This window comes from Streptomyces sp. NPDC001617 (assembly GCF_053596855.1).
This window is the reverse complement of record NZ_JBSFHA010000104.1, coordinates 21698-38418: the sequence shown is the minus strand read 5'-3', so window position 1 is coordinate 38418 and position 16721 is coordinate 21698. Positions and strand designations below refer to the sequence as shown.

Here is a 16721-nt window from a genome sequence, read left to right as displayed (position 1 = left end):
CAACGCAGCCCGTAATCGGTTCACTTCATGCGTGTCCACACTTTCAAGATGCTCTTGATCAGCACAAACGCCTACACCTAACGAAGCACTACTAGGGGGTGTCCGGCGGATCAGCTCGGCGTCGCGGGGCCTGGCACGCGCATCTGGCCCCGCTCGGCTTGGCCAGGAGGTGCCGTGCCTCACGGCCGACCTGATCCGCCGGACACCCCCCTAGTGCCGCAACGGGCCATACAGCGGGCGGTCCTGGTCGCGTGCCTGTGCGCGCTCGCGCTGCCGTTGTGGTTCGCCGCGAGGAACACCTACCGGTTCGTCGACGGGCACCGGACGAAGACGGACGGGTACGTGTACTGCGAGTGGGACGGCCCGTGCCGGGGTGCGTGGCGTCTGCCGGGCGGACAGCAGGGGAAGGGCGAGATCGCGGGGCTGACCTTCGCGGCCGACGAGGAGTCCGAGACGGACATACCGATCTTCGCAGGCCGGGACTGGGCTGTGACCGACCGCTCCGACCTGGCCGTTCGCGCGGCCCTGGAATCCGCCGGCGCCGTGATCGGAGCGGCCCTGGTCCTCGCGATCGCCTGGATCAGGTCGTAGTGCCGCACGCGGTGTAGCGCAACTGCCGTCCCTGTTCTACGTTCCTCCCGTCGCCGCATGGACGGGAGGACGTCCCAGTGCGTACCGCGAACGTCCGAACCATCGTCATCTGGACCCTCGTCGCGCTGGTCGGTGCGGCGGGCTGGTCCGTGCTCGCGCTCGCCCGGGGCGAGAACGTCTCGGCCGCCTGGATGGTCGCGGCCGCCCTGGGGTCGTACGCGATCGGCTACCGCTTCTACTCGAAGTTCATCGCCGACAAGGTCCTGAAGGTCGACGGCACCCGGGCCACCCCCGCCGAACGCCTCAACAACGGCATCGACTTCCACCCCACCGACCGCCGCGTCCTGCTGGGCCACCACTTCGCGGCGATCGCCGGCGCCGGACCGCTGGTCGGGCCCGTGCTGGCCGCGCAGATGGGGTATCTGCCCGGCACCATCTGGATCATCGCGGGGGTGATCTTCGCCGGGGCCGTGCAGGACATGGTGGTGCTGTTCTTCTCGACCCGGAGGGACGGCCGGTCCCTGGGGCAGATGGCCCGCGAGGAGATCGGCCCCTTCGGCGGCGCGGCGGCGCTCGTCGCCGCCTTCGCCATCATGATCATCCTGCTCGGCGTGCTGGCCCTGGTCATCGTCAACGCCCTCGCCGCCTCTCCGTGGGGCACCTTCTCCATCGGCATGACGATCCCGATCGCCCTGCTGATGGGCTTCTATCTACGGGTACTTCGCCCGGGCCGGATCGCCGAGGTCTCCCTCATCGGCGTGGCCCTGCTGCTGCTCGCACTGGTCGCGGGCCGCTGGGTGGCCGAGTCGTCGTGGGCGGACGCCTTCACGCTGGCGCCCTCGACGCTGGTCATCTGGCTGGTGGCGTACGGCTTCATCGCCTCGATCCTGCCGGTCTGGATGCTCCTGGCGCCCCGCGACTACCTCTCGACCTTCATGAAGATCGGCACGATCGCGCTGCTCGCGCTGGGTGTCGTCATCGCACTGCCGACGCTGAAGATGGACGCGGTGACCGACTTCGCCAAGCGCGGCGACGGCCCGGTCTTCGCCGGCTCCCTCTTCCCCTTCGTCTTCATCACCATCGCCTGCGGGGCACTGTCCGGCTTCCACGCGCTGATATCGAGCGGTACGACGCCCAAGATGATCCAGAAGGAGACGCAGGTCCGCATGATCGGCTACGGCTCCATGCTGATGGAGTCGTCGGTCGCGATCATGGCGCTGGTCGCGGCGAGCATCATCGATCCGGGGCTCTACTTCGCGATGAACTCGCCGGCGGGCGCGATCGGCACGACCGTGCAGAACGCCTCGCAGGTGGTGAGCGGTTGGGGCTACCACATCTCCCCCGCCGACCTCGCGCAGGCCGCGAAGAACGTCGAGGAGTCGTCGCTCCTGTCCCGCACCGGCGGCGCGCCCACGCTCGCCGTCGGCGTCTCGGAGATCTTCTCCAAGGTCACCGGCGGGAGCCTCAGGGCCTTCTGGTACCACTTCGCGATCATGTTCGAGGCGCTGTTCATCCTGACCGCTCTGGACGCCGGCACCCGGGTCGGGCGGTTCATGCTCCAGGACATGCTGGGCAATGTCGTACGCCCCTTCAAGAACATCAGCTGGAAGCCCGGCCTGGTCATCACCAGCGGGATCGTCTGCGCGCTGTGGGGCTACTTCCTCTGGGTCGGCGTCCATGAGCCGCTCGGCGGGATCAACCAGCTCTTCCCGATCTTCGGCATCTCGAACCAGCTGCTCGCGGCGGTCGCCCTGGCCGTCTGCACCACGCTGCTGGTGAAGTCGGGGCGCCTCAAGTGGGCCTGGATCACCGGGATTCCGCTCGCCTGGGACGCGACGGTCACCCTCACCGCCAGCTACCAGAAGGTGTTCTCCAGCGACCCGAAGGTCGGCTTCTTCAAGCAGCGTTCGGTGTTCCAGGACGCCATCGACTCAGGGAAGGTGCTGCCGCCCGCCAAGAGCATGGACGACATGCACACCGTGGTCACCAACTCCACGGTGGACGGCGTCCTTTCGGCGGTCCTGGCCGTCCTGATCGTCATCGTGATCGCGGACGCGCTGCGCGTCTGCGTCCGGCACGTCCGCCGCCCCGCCCTGTCGACGCTGCGCGAGGCGCCGTACGTCGAGTCGACGATCGTGGCGCCGGCCGGGCTGATCCCGACGCGGGAGGAGAAGGAGGAGGCGCGTGATGCGGTCGGCGCTGGCTCGGGCGGCTAGAAGCGTGCGCTGGTACGTACGGGAGCTCACCGACGAGTCGGCGTACGAGCGGTACGTGGCGCACGTACGGAAGGATCATCCGGAGGCGGCCGTGCCGTCGCGGCGCGAGTTCGAGCGCATGCGGACGGACCGTCAGGAGGGGGATCCCAGGCGGGGTTTCCGCTGCTGTTGACCCCTCTCGTGCCCCTTCTTGACACCGATGTCGGGCCTTCACGGAATCGACATACCGATATGCGGACGAGGTCTTCCGCAGCCGTGACACCGTGACCTAGATTGCCTGCGCGTTACACAGGTGATCGCAGGTGATCGGTGAGGGGACGGAGCCGCGGTATGTCGGATGTGTCAGAAGTGAGACCACCGGTGGTGACACCGGTCCGCGTGGTGATCGCCCTCTGCCTCGTCGCGCCCTTCGTGGCGATGCTGTGGGTCGGCTCCTACGCCAAGACGGACCCGGCCCTCATCGGCATCCCGTTCTTCTACTGGTACCAGATGCTGTGGGTGCTGATCTCCACCGCGCTGACGATGACCGCGTACAAGCTGTGGCAGCGCGACCAGCGCGCCCGCGCCACGCGGAAGGGCGGTGTGTCCCAGTGAAGGACGGCGTGAACGGCGTCGCGCTCGGCGTCTTCATCTTCTTCTTCCTGGCCGTCACGGTCATGGGCTTCCTGGCCGCGCGCTGGCGCAGGGCCGAGCACGAGGCAAGCGCGGAGAGCCTCGACGAATGGGGCCTGGGCGGACGGTCGTTCGGGACCTGGATCACCTGGTTCCTGCTCGGCGGCGACCTGTACACGGCGTACACCTTCGTCGCGGTCCCCGCGGCGATCTACGCGGCGGGCGCGGCCGGCTTCTTCGCGGTGCCGTACACCATCCTGGTGTACCCCCTGATCTTCACCTTCCTGCCCCGCCTCTGGTCGGTCTCGCACCGCCACGGCTACGTCACCACCTCGGACTTCGTGCGCGGCCGGTTCGGTTCGAAGGGCCTGTCGCTGGCGGTGGCGCTGACCGGCATCCTCGCGACGATGCCGTACATCGCGCTCCAGCTGGTGGGCATCCAGGCCGTGTTGGACGTGATGGGCATCGGTGGCGGCGCGGGCTCCAACTGGTTCGTGAAGGACCTGCCGCTGCTGATCGCCTTCGGCGTGCTGGCGGCCTACACCTACTCCTCCGGCCTCCGCGCCCCGGCCCTGATCGCGTTCGTCAAGGACGCGCTGATCTACATCGTCATCGCGGTGGCGATCATCTACATCCCGATCAAGCTGGGCGGCTTCGACGACATCTTCGCCTCGGCGAACGACAAGTTCACCAAGGCGGGCGCGGGCGCTCTGGTCTCGCCCCCGGCGGCCCAGTGGACGTACGCCACCCTGGCGTTGGGCTCGGCGCTTGCGCTCTTCATGTACCCGCACTCGATCACCGCGACGCTCTCCTCGAAGAGCCGCAACGTGATCCGCCGCAACACCACGATCCTGCCGCTGTACTCGCTGATGCTGGGCCTGCTCGCGCTGCTGGGGTTCATGGCGATCAAGAGCGGAGTGGCCGTCACCAACCCGCAGTTGGCGATCCCCCAGCTCTTCGAGAACATGTTCCCGAGCTGGTTCGCGGGCGTGGCCTTCGCGGCGATCGGCATCGGCGCGCTCGTGCCGGCGGCCATCATGTCCATCGCGGCCGCGAATCTCTTCACCCGCAACATCTACAAGGACTTCATCAAGCCGGACGCGACACCGGAGCAGGAGACCAAGGTCTCCAAGCTGGTCTCCCTGCTGGTGAAGGTGGGCGCGCTGGTCTTCGTCCTGACCATGGACAAGACGGTCGCCATCAACTTCCAGCTCCTGGGCGGCATCTGGATCCTGCAGACCTTCCCGGCCCTGGTCGGCGGTCTGTTCACCCGCTGGTTCCACCGCTGGGCGCTGCTGGCCGGCTGGGCGGTCGGCATGGTCTACGGCACGGTGGCCGCGTACAACGTCGCGTCCCCGACCAACCCCGGCCAGAAGCACTTCGGCGGCTCCAACGCCGAGATTCCGGGCATCGGCGAGATGGGCTACATCGGCCTGACGGCGTTCGTGCTGAACGTGGCCGTGACGGTGGTCCTGACGTTCGCCCTGAAGGCGCTGAAGGCCCCGGAGGGCGTGGACGAGACCAAGGCCGAGGACTACACGGCGGACGCCGGCGACCCGGGGGTTCAGGTGGAGCTGCCGCCGGCGACCGCCGGGGCCTCTCACTAGCGTCACGGTGATCGACGGGCCGCCGGAGACACCCGGGGGCCCGTTGTCGTACCCGTCAGGCAGACTCGTGTTCATGGACATCGTGATCCGGCCGGTGGAGCCCGGTGAGTACGAGGCCCTCGGCGAGATCACCGCCCAGGCCTATCTGCAAGACGGTCTCCTGACCTTCGGGGAGAGCGACTGGTACCTCGCCGAACTCAAGGACGTGGCCAAGCGCGCCTCCGCCGCGGACGTGCTGGTGGCCACAGCCGGCGACCAACTCCTCGGCGGTGTCACCTACGTGCCCTCAGGCGGCCCCATGGCCGACCTGGCCCGCCCCGGCGAGGCGGAGATCCGCATGCTCGCCGTGGACCGGGCGGCCCGGGGCAGAGGCGCCGGCGAGGCCCTCGTACGCGCCTGCGTCGACCGGGCGAGAGCCACCCCGCACTGCACCGGCATGGTCCTCTCCACCCAGCACATCATGTACTCCGCCCACCGCATCTACGAGCGCCTCGGCTTCGCCCGCGCCCCCGAGCGCGACTGGCGGCCGATACCCGGTGACGAGTTCACCCTCCTCACCTATCAGTTGACGTTCTGACACGCTCCGAAGTCGCCGCGACACAACATCTGGGGTCGGCACCGCCACCCGACACAACATGTATGCTAATGCTCGCTGTCGCCGCAGGGGAATCCGGTGCGAATCCGGAACTGTCCCGCAACGGTGTACTTGCGTGTGTCCGCACCCATGCCCGCACGCGAGTCCAGTCCGAGGACCTGCCGACAGCGCGCCCGGCCATCCGGCCCGGGCGCCTGACGTCCGGGCCTCGTGGAATGGGCCGGTGGACGCGACGCGCCATGCGCTCGTGAGCTGCCCCCTGCCCTCCCCGAGGCCCCGTGCCGAGCGAGGGAGAGCCCCACGTGACCATCGCGCCAGCCGAACCGGCTTCAGCGACGCCCGTTGTGGACGAGGACGGTCCCGGTTCCGCGCTGCTGCGGACCCTGACCGAACTCACCGCCGACCTCCCCGACGCCGACCCCGGCCGGGTCGCCGCCGCGGCGCTGCGCGGCCGGTCCGCACACGCGGACGAGCCGGAGTTGCGCGAGCTGGCCACGGAGGCGGCGGCAGGCCTGATCTCCGAGGACCCGGCATACAGCAGGCTGGCCGCCCGGCTCCTCACGATCGGCATCGCCGCCGAGGCCGCCTCCCAGGGCGTCACGTCCTTCACCGAGTCCGTCGCCGTCGGCCACCGCGAGGGCCTCGTCGCCGACCGCACGGCCGAGTTCGTCCGTGTCCACGCCGACCGCCTGGACGCGCTGATCGACCGTCAGGCCGACGACCGCTTCGGCTACTTCGGCCTGCGCACCCTGCACAGCCGCTACCTCCTGCGCCACCCGATCACCCGCAAGGTGATCGAGACGCCCCAGCACTTCCTGCTGCGTGTGGCGAGCGGCCTCGCCGAGTGCGCTGTGCTCAATTCAGAGACCGGGACCCGCGCCCTGGACGAAGTCGCCGCCCTCTACGGCCTGATGAGCCGCCTCGAGTACCTCCCCTCCTCCCCCACCCTCTTCAACTCCGGTACCCGGCACCCCCAGATGTCGTCCTGCTACCTCCTCGACTCCCCGAAGGACGAGCTGGACTCCCTCTACGAGCGCTACCACCAGGTCGCCCGTCTCTCGAAGCACGCCGGTGGCATCGGCATCGCCTACTCCCGCGTCCGTGGCCGCGGTTCGCTGATCCGCGGCACCAACGGGCACTCCAACGGCATCGTCCCGTTCCTCAAGACCCTCGATGCCTCGGTCGCCGCGGTGAACCAGGGCGGCCGGCGCAAGGGCGCGGCCGCGGTCTACCTGGAGACCTGGCACTCCGACATCGAGGAGTTCCTGGAGCTGCGCGACAACACCGGTGAGGACGCCCGCCGTACGCACAACCTGAACCTCGCGCACTGGATCCCGGACGAGTTCATGCGCCGGGTCGACGCCGACGAGCAATGGAGCCTCTTCTCCCCCGCCGACGTACCGGAGTTGGTGGACCTGTGGGGCGAGGAGTTCGACACGGCGTACAGGAAGGCCGAGGCGGACGGGTCGGCGCGCAGGACGATCCCCGCCCGCGACCTCTACGGCCGCATGATGCGCACCCTCGCGCAGACCGGCAACGGCTGGATGACCTTCAAGGACGCCGCCAACCGCACCGCGAACCAGACCGCCGAACCCGGCCACGTCATCCACTCCTCCAACCTCTGCACGGAGATCCTTGAGGTCACGGACGACGGGGAGACGGCGGTCTGCAACCTGGGCTCGGTGAACCTGGGCGCCTTCGTCGACACGACGGCCGGTGATCTGGACTGGGAACGGCTGGACGCGACGGTCCGCACCGCCGTCACCTTCCTCGACCGCGTGGTCGACATCAACTTCTACCCGACCGAGCAGGCCGGCCGGTCGAACGCGCGCTGGCGCCCCGTCGGCCTGGGCGCGATGGGCCTCCAGGACGTCTTCTTCAAGTTGCGTCTGCCCTTCGACTCCCTTGAGGCCAAGGCCCTCTCCACCCGTATCTCCGAACGCATCATGCTCGCCGCGTACGAGGCCTCCGCCGACCTCGCCGAGCGCAACGGCCCCCTCCCCGCCTGGGAGAAGACCCGTACCGCCCGCGGCATCCTGCACCCCGACCACTACGACACCGAACTCACCTGGCCGGAACGCTGGACGGCGCTGCGCCGCCGTATCGCCGCGGTGGGCCTGCGCAACAGCCTGTTGCTGGCGATCGCCCCCACCGCGACCATCGCCTCCATCGCGGGCGTGTACGAGTGCATCGAGCCGCAGGTCTCCAACCTCTTCAAGCGCGAGACCCTCTCCGGCGAGTTCCTCCAGGTCAACTCCTACCTGGTGCAGGACCTCAAGGACCTCGGCGTCTGGGACGCCCGCACCCGCGAGGCGCTGCGCGAAGCAGGCGGCTCGGTACAGGACTTCACCTGGATCCCGGCGGACCTACGGGCGCTGTACCGCACGGCGTGGGAGATCCCGCAGCGCGCCCTGATCGACATGGCGGCGGCCCGCACCCCGTACCTCGACCAGTCCCAGTCCCTGAACCTGTTCCTGGAGACACCGACGATCGGCAAGCTCTCGTCGATGTACGCGTACGCCTGGAAGTCGGGCCTGAAGACGACGTACTACCTCCGCTCCCGCCCGGCGACGCGCATCGCACGCGCCGCCCAGGCCCGAGCAACCGTCCCCGTACAGCAGGTGACTTCGGAAGAAGCCGTCGCCTGCTCCCTGGAGAACCCCGAGTCCTGCGAGGCGTGCCAGTAATGACCACCCGTAACACCAACCTGCTCGACCCGGGCTTCGAACTGACCCTCCGCCCCATGCGCTACCCGGACTTCTACGAGCGCTACCGGGACGCCATCAAGAACACCTGGACCGTGGAGGAGGTGGACCTCCACTCGGACGTCTCCGACCTCGCGAAGCTGACGCCGGCCGAGCAGCACCTCATCGGCCGGCTGGTCGCCTTCTTCGCGACGGGCGACTCGATCGTGGCGAACAACCTGGTGCTGACGCTGTACAAGCACATCAACTCCCCCGAGGCGCGGCTGTATCTCTCCCGCCAGCTGTTCGAGGAGGCAGTCCACGTCCAGTTCTATCTGACGCTCCTGGACACCTACCTCCCCGATCCGGAGGACCGCGCCGCCGCCTTCGCGGCGGTGGAGAGCATCCCCTCCATCCGCGAGAAGGCCCAGTTCTGCTTCACGTGGATGGACTCGGTCGAGAAGCTCGACCGGCTGGAGTCCCAGGCCGACCGCCGTCGCTTCCTGCTGAACCTGATCTGCTTCGCGGCGTGCATCGAGGGCCTGTTCTTCTACGGTGCCTTCGCGTACGTGTACTGGTTCCGCAGCCGGGGCCTGCTGCACGGTCTGGCCACCGGCACGAACTGGGTGTTCCGTGACGAGACCATGCACATGAGCTTCGCCTTCGACGTGGTCGACACCGTCCGCAAGGAGGAGCCGGATCTCTTCGACGAGGAACTCCGGCAGCAGGTCACGGACATGCTGAGGGAAGCCGTCGAGGCCGAGCTGCAGTTCGGGCGCGACCTGTGCGGGGAGGGCCTGCCCGGCATGAACACCGAGTCGATGCGCCAGTACCTGGAGTGCGTCGCCGACCAGCGCCTCACCCGCCTCGGCTTCGCCCCGGTGTACGGCTCCGAAAACCCCTTCTCCTTCATGGAGTTGCAGGGTGTCCAGGAACTGACCAACTTCTTCGAGCGCCGCCCCTCGGCCTACCAGGTGGCGGTGGAGGGCACGGTCGACCTGGACGAGGACTTCTGACGGTTCGAGCTGTGGTAAGCCAGGAGGGTGATCGGCCGACTCCCTCTCGACGAGCAACTCGACGCCCTGCGCGCGGTGTTGTCCCGCAACACCGTGCTCACGGAGGTGCTGGCGCGCACCGCGGGGATGGGGCTGCCCGGCTGGTACCTCACCGCCGGGTGCCTCTTCCAGACCGTCTGGAACGTCGTCACCGAACGGCCGCCCACCCACGGCATCAAGGACTACGACGTCTTCTACTTCGACGCCGGTGATCTGTCCTGGGAGGCCGAGGACGCCGTGATCAAGGCCGGCCGGGAGGTCTTCGCCGGTCTCCCGGCCGAGGTCGAGATCCGCAACGAGGCGCGCGTGCACCTCTGGTACGAGGAGAAGTTCGGGGTGCCGTGCGCGCCGCACACGTCCAGTGAGGCGGCGATCGACCGTTTCGCCGCGACGACCTGCTGTCTCGGCGTGCGGCTGGAGGCCGGCGGGCGGTGGCGGGTCTATGCGCCGCACGGCCTCTCCGACGTCTTCGATCTCGTCGTACGGCCGAACCCGGTGCTCGCACCGCGGTTCGTATACGAGGCCAAGGCCGCCCGATGGCGGGAGCAGTGGCCCGAGTTGGCCGTGCTGGCGTGGCCGGATACCGCCTAGTCCATGGAGCGTCCATAGGGCCTCCATCGGCCGTCCATGGACTTCCCACGGAGCGGCAAAGTTCTTCGGACGTGTCTGTTCCGGCCTCCTCGCACCCGGCTACCTTCTGGCCGTCCTGTCATGCACGCACCACGTTGGCACAGGATGCCCAAATGTCATGCCCATGACGAACCGCGCACCGCCGCCGCTACGCGCGTCACAGGCCTGCCATCAGCGTCGAGAACCCCACTCCCACGACGGAGGCAGTACCCATGCGTGAGAAGCCCAGACGGAGCCTGCGAAGACTCCTCACGGTCGCCGTACCCGCCCTCGCCCTCGGCCTCGCCGGACTCGTCGCCGTGCCCGCGCAGGCGGCGCCCGCGGCGACCCACACCTCCCGGGTCACCCAGAACGCCAAGGCCCTCACCTCCCCCGCCCGCCAGACCTTCCACTCGACCGGGAAGGCCGGCCAGAAGGTGCCGACCAAGCACCTCTGCGCCACCGCCGCTCCCGGCCAGGCGGCCTGTTTCGCCCAGCGCCGTACGGACATCAAGCAGCGGCTCGCGTCGGCGGTCGCCGCCGCCGCGCCCTCCGGCCTCAGCCCGGCCAACCTGCACAGCGCCTACAACCTGCCCTCGACGGGCGGATCGGGCCTGACGGTTGCCGTGGTCGACGCCTACAACGACCCCAACGCGGCCGCCGACCTGGCTACTTACCGTTCCACCTACGGCCTGTCCGCCTGCACGGTCGCCAGCGGCTGCTTCAAGCAGGTCAGCCAGACCGGTTCGACGACCTCGCTGCCCACCAACGACACCGGCTGGGCGGGTGAGGAGGCGCTCGACATCGACATGGTCAGCGCCGTCTGCCCGAACTGCAACATCATCCTCGTCGAGGCCAACTCCGCCACCGACTCCGACCTCGGCACCGCCGAGAACGAGGCCGTCGCGCTGGGCGCCAAGTTCGTCTCCAACAGCTGGGGCGGCTCCGAGTCCTCCTCCCAGACCAGCGAGGACACCTCGTACTTCAAGCACCCCGGCGTCGCCATCACCGTCTCCGCGGGTGACAGCGCGTACGGTGCCGAGTACCCCGCGACCTCCCAGTACGTGACCGCCGTCGGCGGTACCGCCCTCTCCACCTCCTCCAACTCCCGCGGCTGGACCGAGTCCGTCTGGAAGACCAGCAGCACGGAGGGGACGGGCTCCGGCTGCTCGGCCTACGACTCCAAGCCGAGCTGGCAGACCGACACCGGCTGCACCAAGCGCATGGAGGCCGATGTCTCCGCCGTCGCCGACCCGGCCACCGGTGTGGCCGTGTACGACACCTACGGCGGGTCCGGATGGGCCGTCTACGGCGGTACCAGTGCCTCCTCGCCGATCATCGCCGGTGTCTACGCGCTGGCCGGCACCCCGGGTTCGAGTGACTACCCGGCGAAGTACCCGTACTCCCACACCAGCAACCTCTACGACGTCACCAGCGGCAACAACGGCTCCTGCTCCACCGCCTACTTCTGCACCGCCGAGACCGGCTACGACGGCCCGACCGGCTGGGGCACGCCGAACGGCACCACCGCCTTCACCTCCGGCAGCACCTCGGGCAACACGGTGACCGTCACCAACCCGGGCAGCCAGTCGACCACGACCGGCAGCTCCGTCAGCCTGCAGATCAGCGCGACCGACAGCGCGGGGGCCACGCTGACCTACAGCGCGAGCGGCCTGCCGACCGGGCTGTCGATCAGCAGCTCCACCGGCAAGATCTCGGGTACGGCGTCCACCGCCGGCACCTACCAGGTCACCGTCACGGCGTCCGACTCCACCGGTGCCTCCGGCTCCGCGTCCTTCTCCTGGACCGTCGGCTCCAGCAGCGGCACCTGCACCTCGTCGCAGCTGCTCGGCAACCCCGGCTTCGAGTCGGGCAACACCACCTGGACCGCGTCCAGCGGGGTCATCACCAACTCCACCAGCGAGAGCGCGCACGCGGGCTCGTACTACGCCTGGCTGGACGGGTACGGCTCGACCCACACCGACACGCTCTCCCAGTCGGTGACCGTGCCCAGCGGCTGCAAGGCCACCTTCACCTTCTACCTGCACATCGACACCGCCGAGACCTCCAGCAGCACCGCGTACGACAAGCTGACGGTCACCGCCGGTTCGACCACCCTGGCGACGTACTCGAACCTCAACGCCGCCTCCGGCTACGCCCAGAAGTCCTTCGACCTGAGCTCCTACGCGGGCTCGACCGTCACCCTGAAGTTCAGCGGTGTCGAGGACTCCTCGCTCCAGACCAGCTTCGTGCTCGACGACACCGCCGTCACGACCAGCTGATCCCGCTCGATCCCGTATGGCCCCGGGCCCCGGTCGCCGCCTTCGCGGCCGGGGCCCGGTCGTGCGTACCCGTGTGGATCCAGAGATGCGGGTGACACGTCAAAGGGGAGAGGAGGCCCCCATGCGTCGAACGATCCCCCACACGACTCTCGCCCTCGCGGCACTCACCCTCGTTCTCGCCGGCTGCGGCAACCAGGCCGACAGCGGCAAGGGCGGCGGCAGCGACAGCGTGTCGTCCTCGCCCACCCGGACGACGAGTCCGGGTCCGACCGGCAGCCCGTCGACGAGCCCCTCGGGGTGTACGGGGGCCTCGACGCTCGGCGCCTCCGACAGCGGCCGTACGGTCTGTCTGGCCGTGGGCGACACGCTGCGGATCACGCTCGACGGGACCAAGAAGCGGCCGTGGAAGCCGGTCACCGCGAGCGGGTCCGTACTGAAGGCCACCAACAGCGGCATCGTGCTGCTGCCCGGCGACGCGAGCGCCGCCTTCAAGGCCGTGGAGAAGGGGAAGACCCGGCTTGAGTCCACGCGGCCGCTGTGTGCGGCGCAGACCGGCCGGGTCTCCTGCCTGGGGATTCAGGAGTGGTGGGTCACCGTGCTGGTGAAGTAGCGCGGACGCGTCGTGCGCGGGCGGGAACCTGCGGCCTCCTGGCGGGCCCGGTCGGCCTCGCGGATCTGACGGTCGATGCGACGGTCGCGCGCGATCCCGAGCACGGACGGCAGGACCAGGAGAGCGAGGATTGCGAGAACGGTCAGCATTCCGATCAGTCCTTCGATGTGTGCCGTATCCATGGACACCACTGTCGCGCCGATAGCTCCTTACAAACAGTGGCAGGACTGCCGTGAACCCTCGAAATACTGCCAACCCTGAGGCACACTGGATCCATGCTGCAGAACGTCGCCGCCGTCGTGCTGGACGGCGTGAACCCCTTCGAGCTGGCCGTCGTCTGCGAGGTCTTCGGCATCGACCGCAGTGACGACGGACTGCCCGTGTACGACTTCGCGGTCGCCTCGGCCGAGGGGCCGGTGCTGGGGACGCGCGGCGCGGGCTTCTCCCTTCAGGTCGAGCACGGTCTGGAGCGGCTGGAGGAGGCCGACCTCATCGCCGTACCGGCGGGTGCCTGTTACGGGACGCGGGAGTTCCCGCCCGAGCTGCTCCAGGCGCTGCGGCGCGGTGTGGAGCGCGGGGCGCGGGTGCTCAGCGTCTGCTCCGGCGTCTTCGTGCTGGCCGCGGCCGGGCTGCTGGACGGTCGGCGCTGTGCGGTGCACTGGCACGACGCCGAGCAGCTGGCACGGGCGTACCCCGAGCTGACCGTCGAGCCAGACGTCCTCTACGTCGACGAGGGCCCGGTGATCACCTCCGCGGGCACCGCCGCCGGCATCGACGCCTGTCTGCACATCGTGCGGAAGGAGCAGGGGCCGGACGTCGCCAACCGGATCGCCCGGCGGATGGTGGTGCCGCCGCACCGGGACGGCGGACAGGCCCAGTTCATCGAGCGCCCGCTGCCCCGCTCGCACGTCGACACGGTCGCCGGGGTGCTGGTGTGGATGGAGCAGCACCTCGACCAGGAGGTCACCGTCGAGCAGCTCGCCGAGCGCGCCCATATGTCGCCGCGGACCTTCGCCCGCCGCTTCCAGCAGGAGACGGGGACCACTCCCTACCGCTGGATCCTGCGCCAACGCGTGCTGCTGGCCCAGCGGTTGCTGGAGGCGACGGACGAGACGGTGGACGCGATCGCCGGACGGACGGGGTTCGGCAACGCGGCCGCGCTGCGCCACCAGTTCGTCCAGGCGATCGGGACCACGCCGAACGCCTACCGGCGCACCTTCCGGGGGCCGGAGGCGGCCGCCTGACTCACCTCACCGTGGCGTCGGCCGCAGCTTCAGGGCACGCGGCCGCAGGGTGATGCCGATCCGTGGCCGGGTGTCGGAACCGGACGCGTGCTCGAAGGAGTAGCCGCGGGCCGCCTCCGCGGTGAGGAGTGTCAGCTCCGCCATCGAGAAGTGGTCGGCCGGGCACTTGCGGTTGCCGACACTGAACGGGCTCATCGCATACTTCGGCACCTCCTTCGCCCGCTCGGGCAGCCAGCGGTCGGGGTCGAACTCCTCGTGCCGTTCGAACGACCGCGGATCGCGTTGGATCGCGTACGGGCTGTACACGATGTCGGCGCCCGCGGGAATTCGGTATCCGCCGAGCTCGGTGTCGGCGACCGCCCGCCGGGTCAATATCCATACGGCCGGATGCAGGCGCATTGTCTCGACGACCACATTCGCGGTGTACGTCAGCTTCCGCACGTCCTCGAATGCGATCGGCCGATCGCCGGCGACGCTATTCACCTCGGCGCGGATCTTGTCGGCCAGGTCCGGGTGGTCGGCGAGCACCAGGAGCAGTGACATGACCGTCGAGCCGATGGATTCGTCGCCCGCGGTGAGCATGGCGACGACCTGATCGTGGATCTCCTGCTCCCCGATCGGCTCGCCATTCTCGTCCTCGGCCGCCAGCAAAGCCGTGAGCAAATCGTTCGGTTTTTGACCGGATGCCCTGCGGTCGGCGACGATCTCGTCCACCAGGAGGTGCAAATCGGCCAACGCCCGGTTGAATTCGCGGTTGGCCGGAAGCGGCACCCGATAAAGCGGGCCGAGCGGCACGACCATGCGCTGGTACATACCGCGGAACAAGGTGGCCAGTGCACCGGAGACGCGTTCCGCCCGCTCGTCGTTGCAGGTGTCGTGCATCAGACAGCGCACCGAGATCCGGCAGGCCACCCGGAAGGCCTCGGCGGTGGCGTCGATCACCTCGCCGGAGCGCCAGCGCGCCATCAGCGCGCGGACCTCCTCCTCCATGACCGGTCCGTAGCCGGGGATGGCGTCGAGCCGGAACGCGGGCTGGATGGTGCGGCGCTGGCGCCGGTGCAACGGGCCGTTGGCGGTGGCCACGCCCTCCTTGCCGAGCAGGCTCTCCAGCGACTCCCACAGCGGTCCGGCGATGATCCAGTCGGGGCTGAGGGCGACGGCTCCGGTGAGTTCGGGCGTGGTGACGGCGTACACCGTCTTGGGGCCGAGCCGCAGCCGTACCACGTCGCCGTGGTCGCGCAGCCCGGTCAGGAAGGCCAGCGGGTCGCGGAGCAGCTTCCAGCCGTGACCGAGTAACCGCACCCCGCCGTCGGCGAAGGGCGGTTCGCCCGGCTCCGGTGCCGCATATATCCGCGGTTCGGGTGTCCGCGGTTCGGGCGTGACGGACTCGACGGTCATTGCTCACCTGCCGCTTCGTTGTTGACGTACGGGGGCGTGGACCGGTCGTCCCAGCTGTCGACCATGTACCGGCCGGACTCGTGGTGGAACCAGTAGACGGCGGAGAACCAGTTCCGCATATTGCAGACGCAGGCCATGACGGCGGCGCTGAGTTCTTTTCCGCGCACGGTGCCGTCGGCGAGAAAGTCGGCGAACCGCAGGGCGCTCCGCTCCACCACGACAAATTCGGAAATGCATTTCTCGACGCGCCGCCTGACTTCGACGATCGCCTCTTCCAGAGTCAGCCCCTCGTGTTTGATGAGGCTGATCCCCAGATTGTGGACCTCGTCGCCCGCTATTTCCTTCGGGAGTGAGCAGAGGTCGTTGTACCAGGCGGCGAATTCCTGGCTCAGCAGCGCCGCCCGGCGATATGCCGGGTGTTTCCGCACGATGTCCGGGAGCTCACACCCCGCGCTCGGCTCCAGCAGATCGGTCCAGATCCGGTGTGCAAAAGTGAGCCGACGGAGTTCGAGGTATTCCTCGACCGTCGGAATGACGCCCTCGGTGCGGTTGTGGAACTCCCGGTCGTACGCCTCGATCACCGCGTGGAAGTGCCGGGCGAAGCGGGCGTTCCAGGTGCCCGGCAGGAACGAGTACAGCCGGACCATGCTGTCCGCGAAGGCGGCGACCAGCGGGTCCTGGTGGTGCAGGTGCCGCCGGGGGGAGTCGAGCGCCTCGTGCAGGTGGAACCTGAGCCGACGCCAGGCGGCCGGCCGCCGATGGACGATGTCACGGTCGTGCCGGTCGTCCCAGACGAAGAACCACGCGCTGTAGTCGGCTATCGCCTGGAGCACCTCGTCCGGGGCGCCCAGGTAGTACCCGGCCATGAGGTCGGTGTAGCACAGTCGATCGGCATATTCCTCCACCTTGTCCGCGGGCATGAGCCGTTTTTCCAGCATCCAGGTGCGTGTCTTCTCCTGGAGTCGAGGCCAATAGGGATGGAGTTGTCGGGGAAACGCTGCCTCGATCACCGGAAGAGAGAGCGACGGTGGGACCGCGATCGCGGTCCCGGTCGATGTGGTGCTGTATGGGAAAGCAGGCACGAACGAGCCCCTCTCAGCCGCCAGTTACGCACGCCCCTCCCGATGTGCCCGGCGTGCGCCGTTGCGTATCCCCGCACTTCCTATTCAGCACCACAACTGACCGATCTGGGAACGGATTTGCTTCATTCACCACCCC

The 16721-nt window shown here is 68.8% G+C and carries 15 protein-coding genes and 1 riboswitch; of the genes, 12 read left to right on the top strand and 3 right to left on the bottom strand.

Annotated features, from left to right (window positions below; translation table 11 throughout):
- The first annotated feature begins 174 nt into the window (after positions 1-174).
- From ACWC09_RS45575 to ACWC09_RS45525, 11 genes are all read left to right on the top strand, one after another.
- On the top strand, positions 175-591 hold the full coding sequence (locus tag ACWC09_RS45575) for a hypothetical protein (protein ID WP_450857344.1): 417 nt from the start codon (positions 175-177) through the stop codon (positions 589-591).
- 77 nt (positions 592-668) lie between these two features.
- Positions 669-2807 carry a carbon starvation CstA family protein gene (locus ACWC09_RS45570; RefSeq protein ID WP_450857342.1) on the top strand — a complete coding sequence of 713 codons (2139 nt, stop codon included), beginning with the start codon at positions 669-671 and terminating at the stop codon, positions 2805-2807.
- The gene (locus ACWC09_RS45565) at positions 2779-2979 is read left to right on the top strand and encodes a YbdD/YjiX family protein (protein ID WP_450857340.1); all 201 of its coding nucleotides are present in this window, start codon (positions 2779-2781) and stop codon (positions 2977-2979) included. The genes ACWC09_RS45570 and ACWC09_RS45565 overlap by 29 nt, the downstream gene beginning before the upstream one ends.
- Positions 2980-3137: 158 nt before the next feature.
- The gene (locus ACWC09_RS45560; RefSeq protein WP_450857339.1) at positions 3138-3401 is read left to right on the top strand and encodes a DUF3311 domain-containing protein; all 264 of its coding nucleotides are present in this window, start codon (positions 3138-3140) and stop codon (positions 3399-3401) included.
- Positions 3398-5026 carry a monocarboxylate uptake permease MctP gene (gene mctP, locus ACWC09_RS45555; RefSeq protein ID WP_450857337.1) on the top strand — a complete coding sequence of 543 codons (1629 nt, stop codon included), beginning with the start codon at positions 3398-3400 and terminating at the stop codon, positions 5024-5026. The genes ACWC09_RS45560 and mctP overlap by 4 nt, the downstream gene beginning before the upstream one ends.
- A gap of 73 nt (positions 5027-5099) precedes the next feature.
- The gene (locus tag ACWC09_RS45550) at positions 5100-5603 is read left to right on the top strand and encodes a GNAT family N-acetyltransferase (RefSeq protein WP_450857335.1); all 504 of its coding nucleotides are present in this window, start codon (positions 5100-5102) and stop codon (positions 5601-5603) included.
- Positions 5604-5665: 62 nt separating this feature from the next.
- Positions 5666-5801, top strand: a riboswitch (cobalamin riboswitch).
- A gap of 122 nt (positions 5802-5923) precedes the next feature.
- The gene (locus ACWC09_RS45545) at positions 5924-8308 is read left to right on the top strand and encodes a ribonucleoside-diphosphate reductase subunit alpha (protein WP_450857334.1); all 2385 of its coding nucleotides are present in this window, start codon (positions 5924-5926) and stop codon (positions 8306-8308) included.
- Positions 8308-9321 (top strand): ribonucleotide-diphosphate reductase subunit beta, encoded by a 1014-nt coding sequence (locus tag ACWC09_RS45540; RefSeq protein ID WP_450857333.1) that lies wholly within the window; start codon positions 8308-8310, stop codon positions 9319-9321. The genes ACWC09_RS45545 and ACWC09_RS45540 overlap by 1 nt, the downstream gene beginning before the upstream one ends.
- A 27-nt stretch (positions 9322-9348) precedes the next feature.
- The gene (locus ACWC09_RS45535; protein WP_450857331.1) at positions 9349-9951 is read left to right on the top strand and encodes a nucleotidyltransferase family protein; all 603 of its coding nucleotides are present in this window, start codon (positions 9349-9351) and stop codon (positions 9949-9951) included.
- Between the two features lie 251 nt (positions 9952-10202).
- The gene (locus ACWC09_RS45530; RefSeq protein ID WP_450857329.1) at positions 10203-12251 is read left to right on the top strand and encodes a putative Ig domain-containing protein; all 2049 of its coding nucleotides are present in this window, start codon (positions 10203-10205) and stop codon (positions 12249-12251) included.
- Positions 12252-12372: 121 nt separating this feature from the next.
- Positions 12373-12861: a hypothetical protein gene (locus ACWC09_RS45525; protein ID WP_450857327.1), complete on the top strand. Its 489-nt coding sequence runs from the start codon at positions 12373-12375 to the stop codon at positions 12859-12861.
- Here the strand turns inward: ACWC09_RS45525 and ACWC09_RS45520 are convergent.
- Positions 12828-13043 (bottom strand): hypothetical protein, encoded by a 216-nt coding sequence (locus tag ACWC09_RS45520; protein ID WP_450857325.1) that lies wholly within the window; start codon positions 13041-13043, stop codon positions 12828-12830. The two genes, ACWC09_RS45525 and ACWC09_RS45520, sit on opposite strands and share 34 nt — an antisense overlap.
- Before the next feature lie 93 nt (positions 13044-13136).
- Between ACWC09_RS45520 and ACWC09_RS45515 the strand changes: the two genes are divergently transcribed.
- A complete protein-coding gene (locus ACWC09_RS45515; RefSeq protein WP_450857323.1) occupies positions 13137-14105 on the top strand; it encodes a GlxA family transcriptional regulator in 969 nt (322 codons plus the stop codon).
- A 6-nt stretch (positions 14106-14111) separates the two neighbouring features.
- On the opposite strand, the gene ACWC09_RS45510 is transcribed toward ACWC09_RS45515, so the two are convergent.
- Both ACWC09_RS45510 and cyc1 read right to left on the bottom strand, forming a co-directional pair.
- Positions 14112-15503, bottom strand: a complete 1392-nt coding sequence (locus ACWC09_RS45510) for a bifunctional albaflavenone monooxygenase/terpene synthase (protein ID WP_450857321.1) — start codon at positions 15501-15503, stop codon at positions 14112-14114.
- Positions 15500-16585: an epi-isozizaene synthase gene (cyc1, locus tag ACWC09_RS45505; RefSeq protein WP_450857319.1), complete on the bottom strand. Its 1086-nt coding sequence runs from the start codon at positions 16583-16585 to the stop codon at positions 15500-15502. Before cyc1 ends, ACWC09_RS45510 begins: the two co-directional genes overlap by 4 nt.
- Positions 16586-16721: the final 136 nt, after the last annotated feature.

Coding starts and splice junctions, on each gene's coding strand:
- ACWC09_RS45565 (WP_450857340.1), top strand. CDS start 2,779: ATGCGGTCGGCGCTGGCTCGGGCGGCTAGAAGCGTGCGCTGGTACGTA.
- ACWC09_RS45560 (WP_450857339.1), top strand. CDS start 3,138: ATGTCGGATGTGTCAGAAGTGAGACCACCGGTGGTGACACCGGTCCGC.
- ACWC09_RS45550 (WP_450857335.1), top strand. CDS start 5,100: ATGGACATCGTGATCCGGCCGGTGGAGCCCGGTGAGTACGAGGCCCTC.
- ACWC09_RS45540 (WP_450857333.1), top strand. CDS start 8,308: ATGACCACCCGTAACACCAACCTGCTCGACCCGGGCTTCGAACTGACC.
- ACWC09_RS45530 (WP_450857329.1), top strand. CDS start 10,203: ATGCGTGAGAAGCCCAGACGGAGCCTGCGAAGACTCCTCACGGTCGCC.
- ACWC09_RS45525 (WP_450857327.1), top strand. CDS start 12,373: ATGCGTCGAACGATCCCCCACACGACTCTCGCCCTCGCGGCACTCACC.
- ACWC09_RS45520 (WP_450857325.1), bottom strand. CDS start 13,043: ATGGATACGGCACACATCGAAGGACTGATCGGAATGCTGACCGTTCTC.
- ACWC09_RS45515 (WP_450857323.1), top strand. CDS start 13,137: ATGCTGCAGAACGTCGCCGCCGTCGTGCTGGACGGCGTGAACCCCTTC.
- ACWC09_RS45510 (WP_450857321.1), bottom strand. CDS start 15,503: ATGACCGTCGAGTCCGTCACGCCCGAACCGCGGACACCCGAACCGCGG.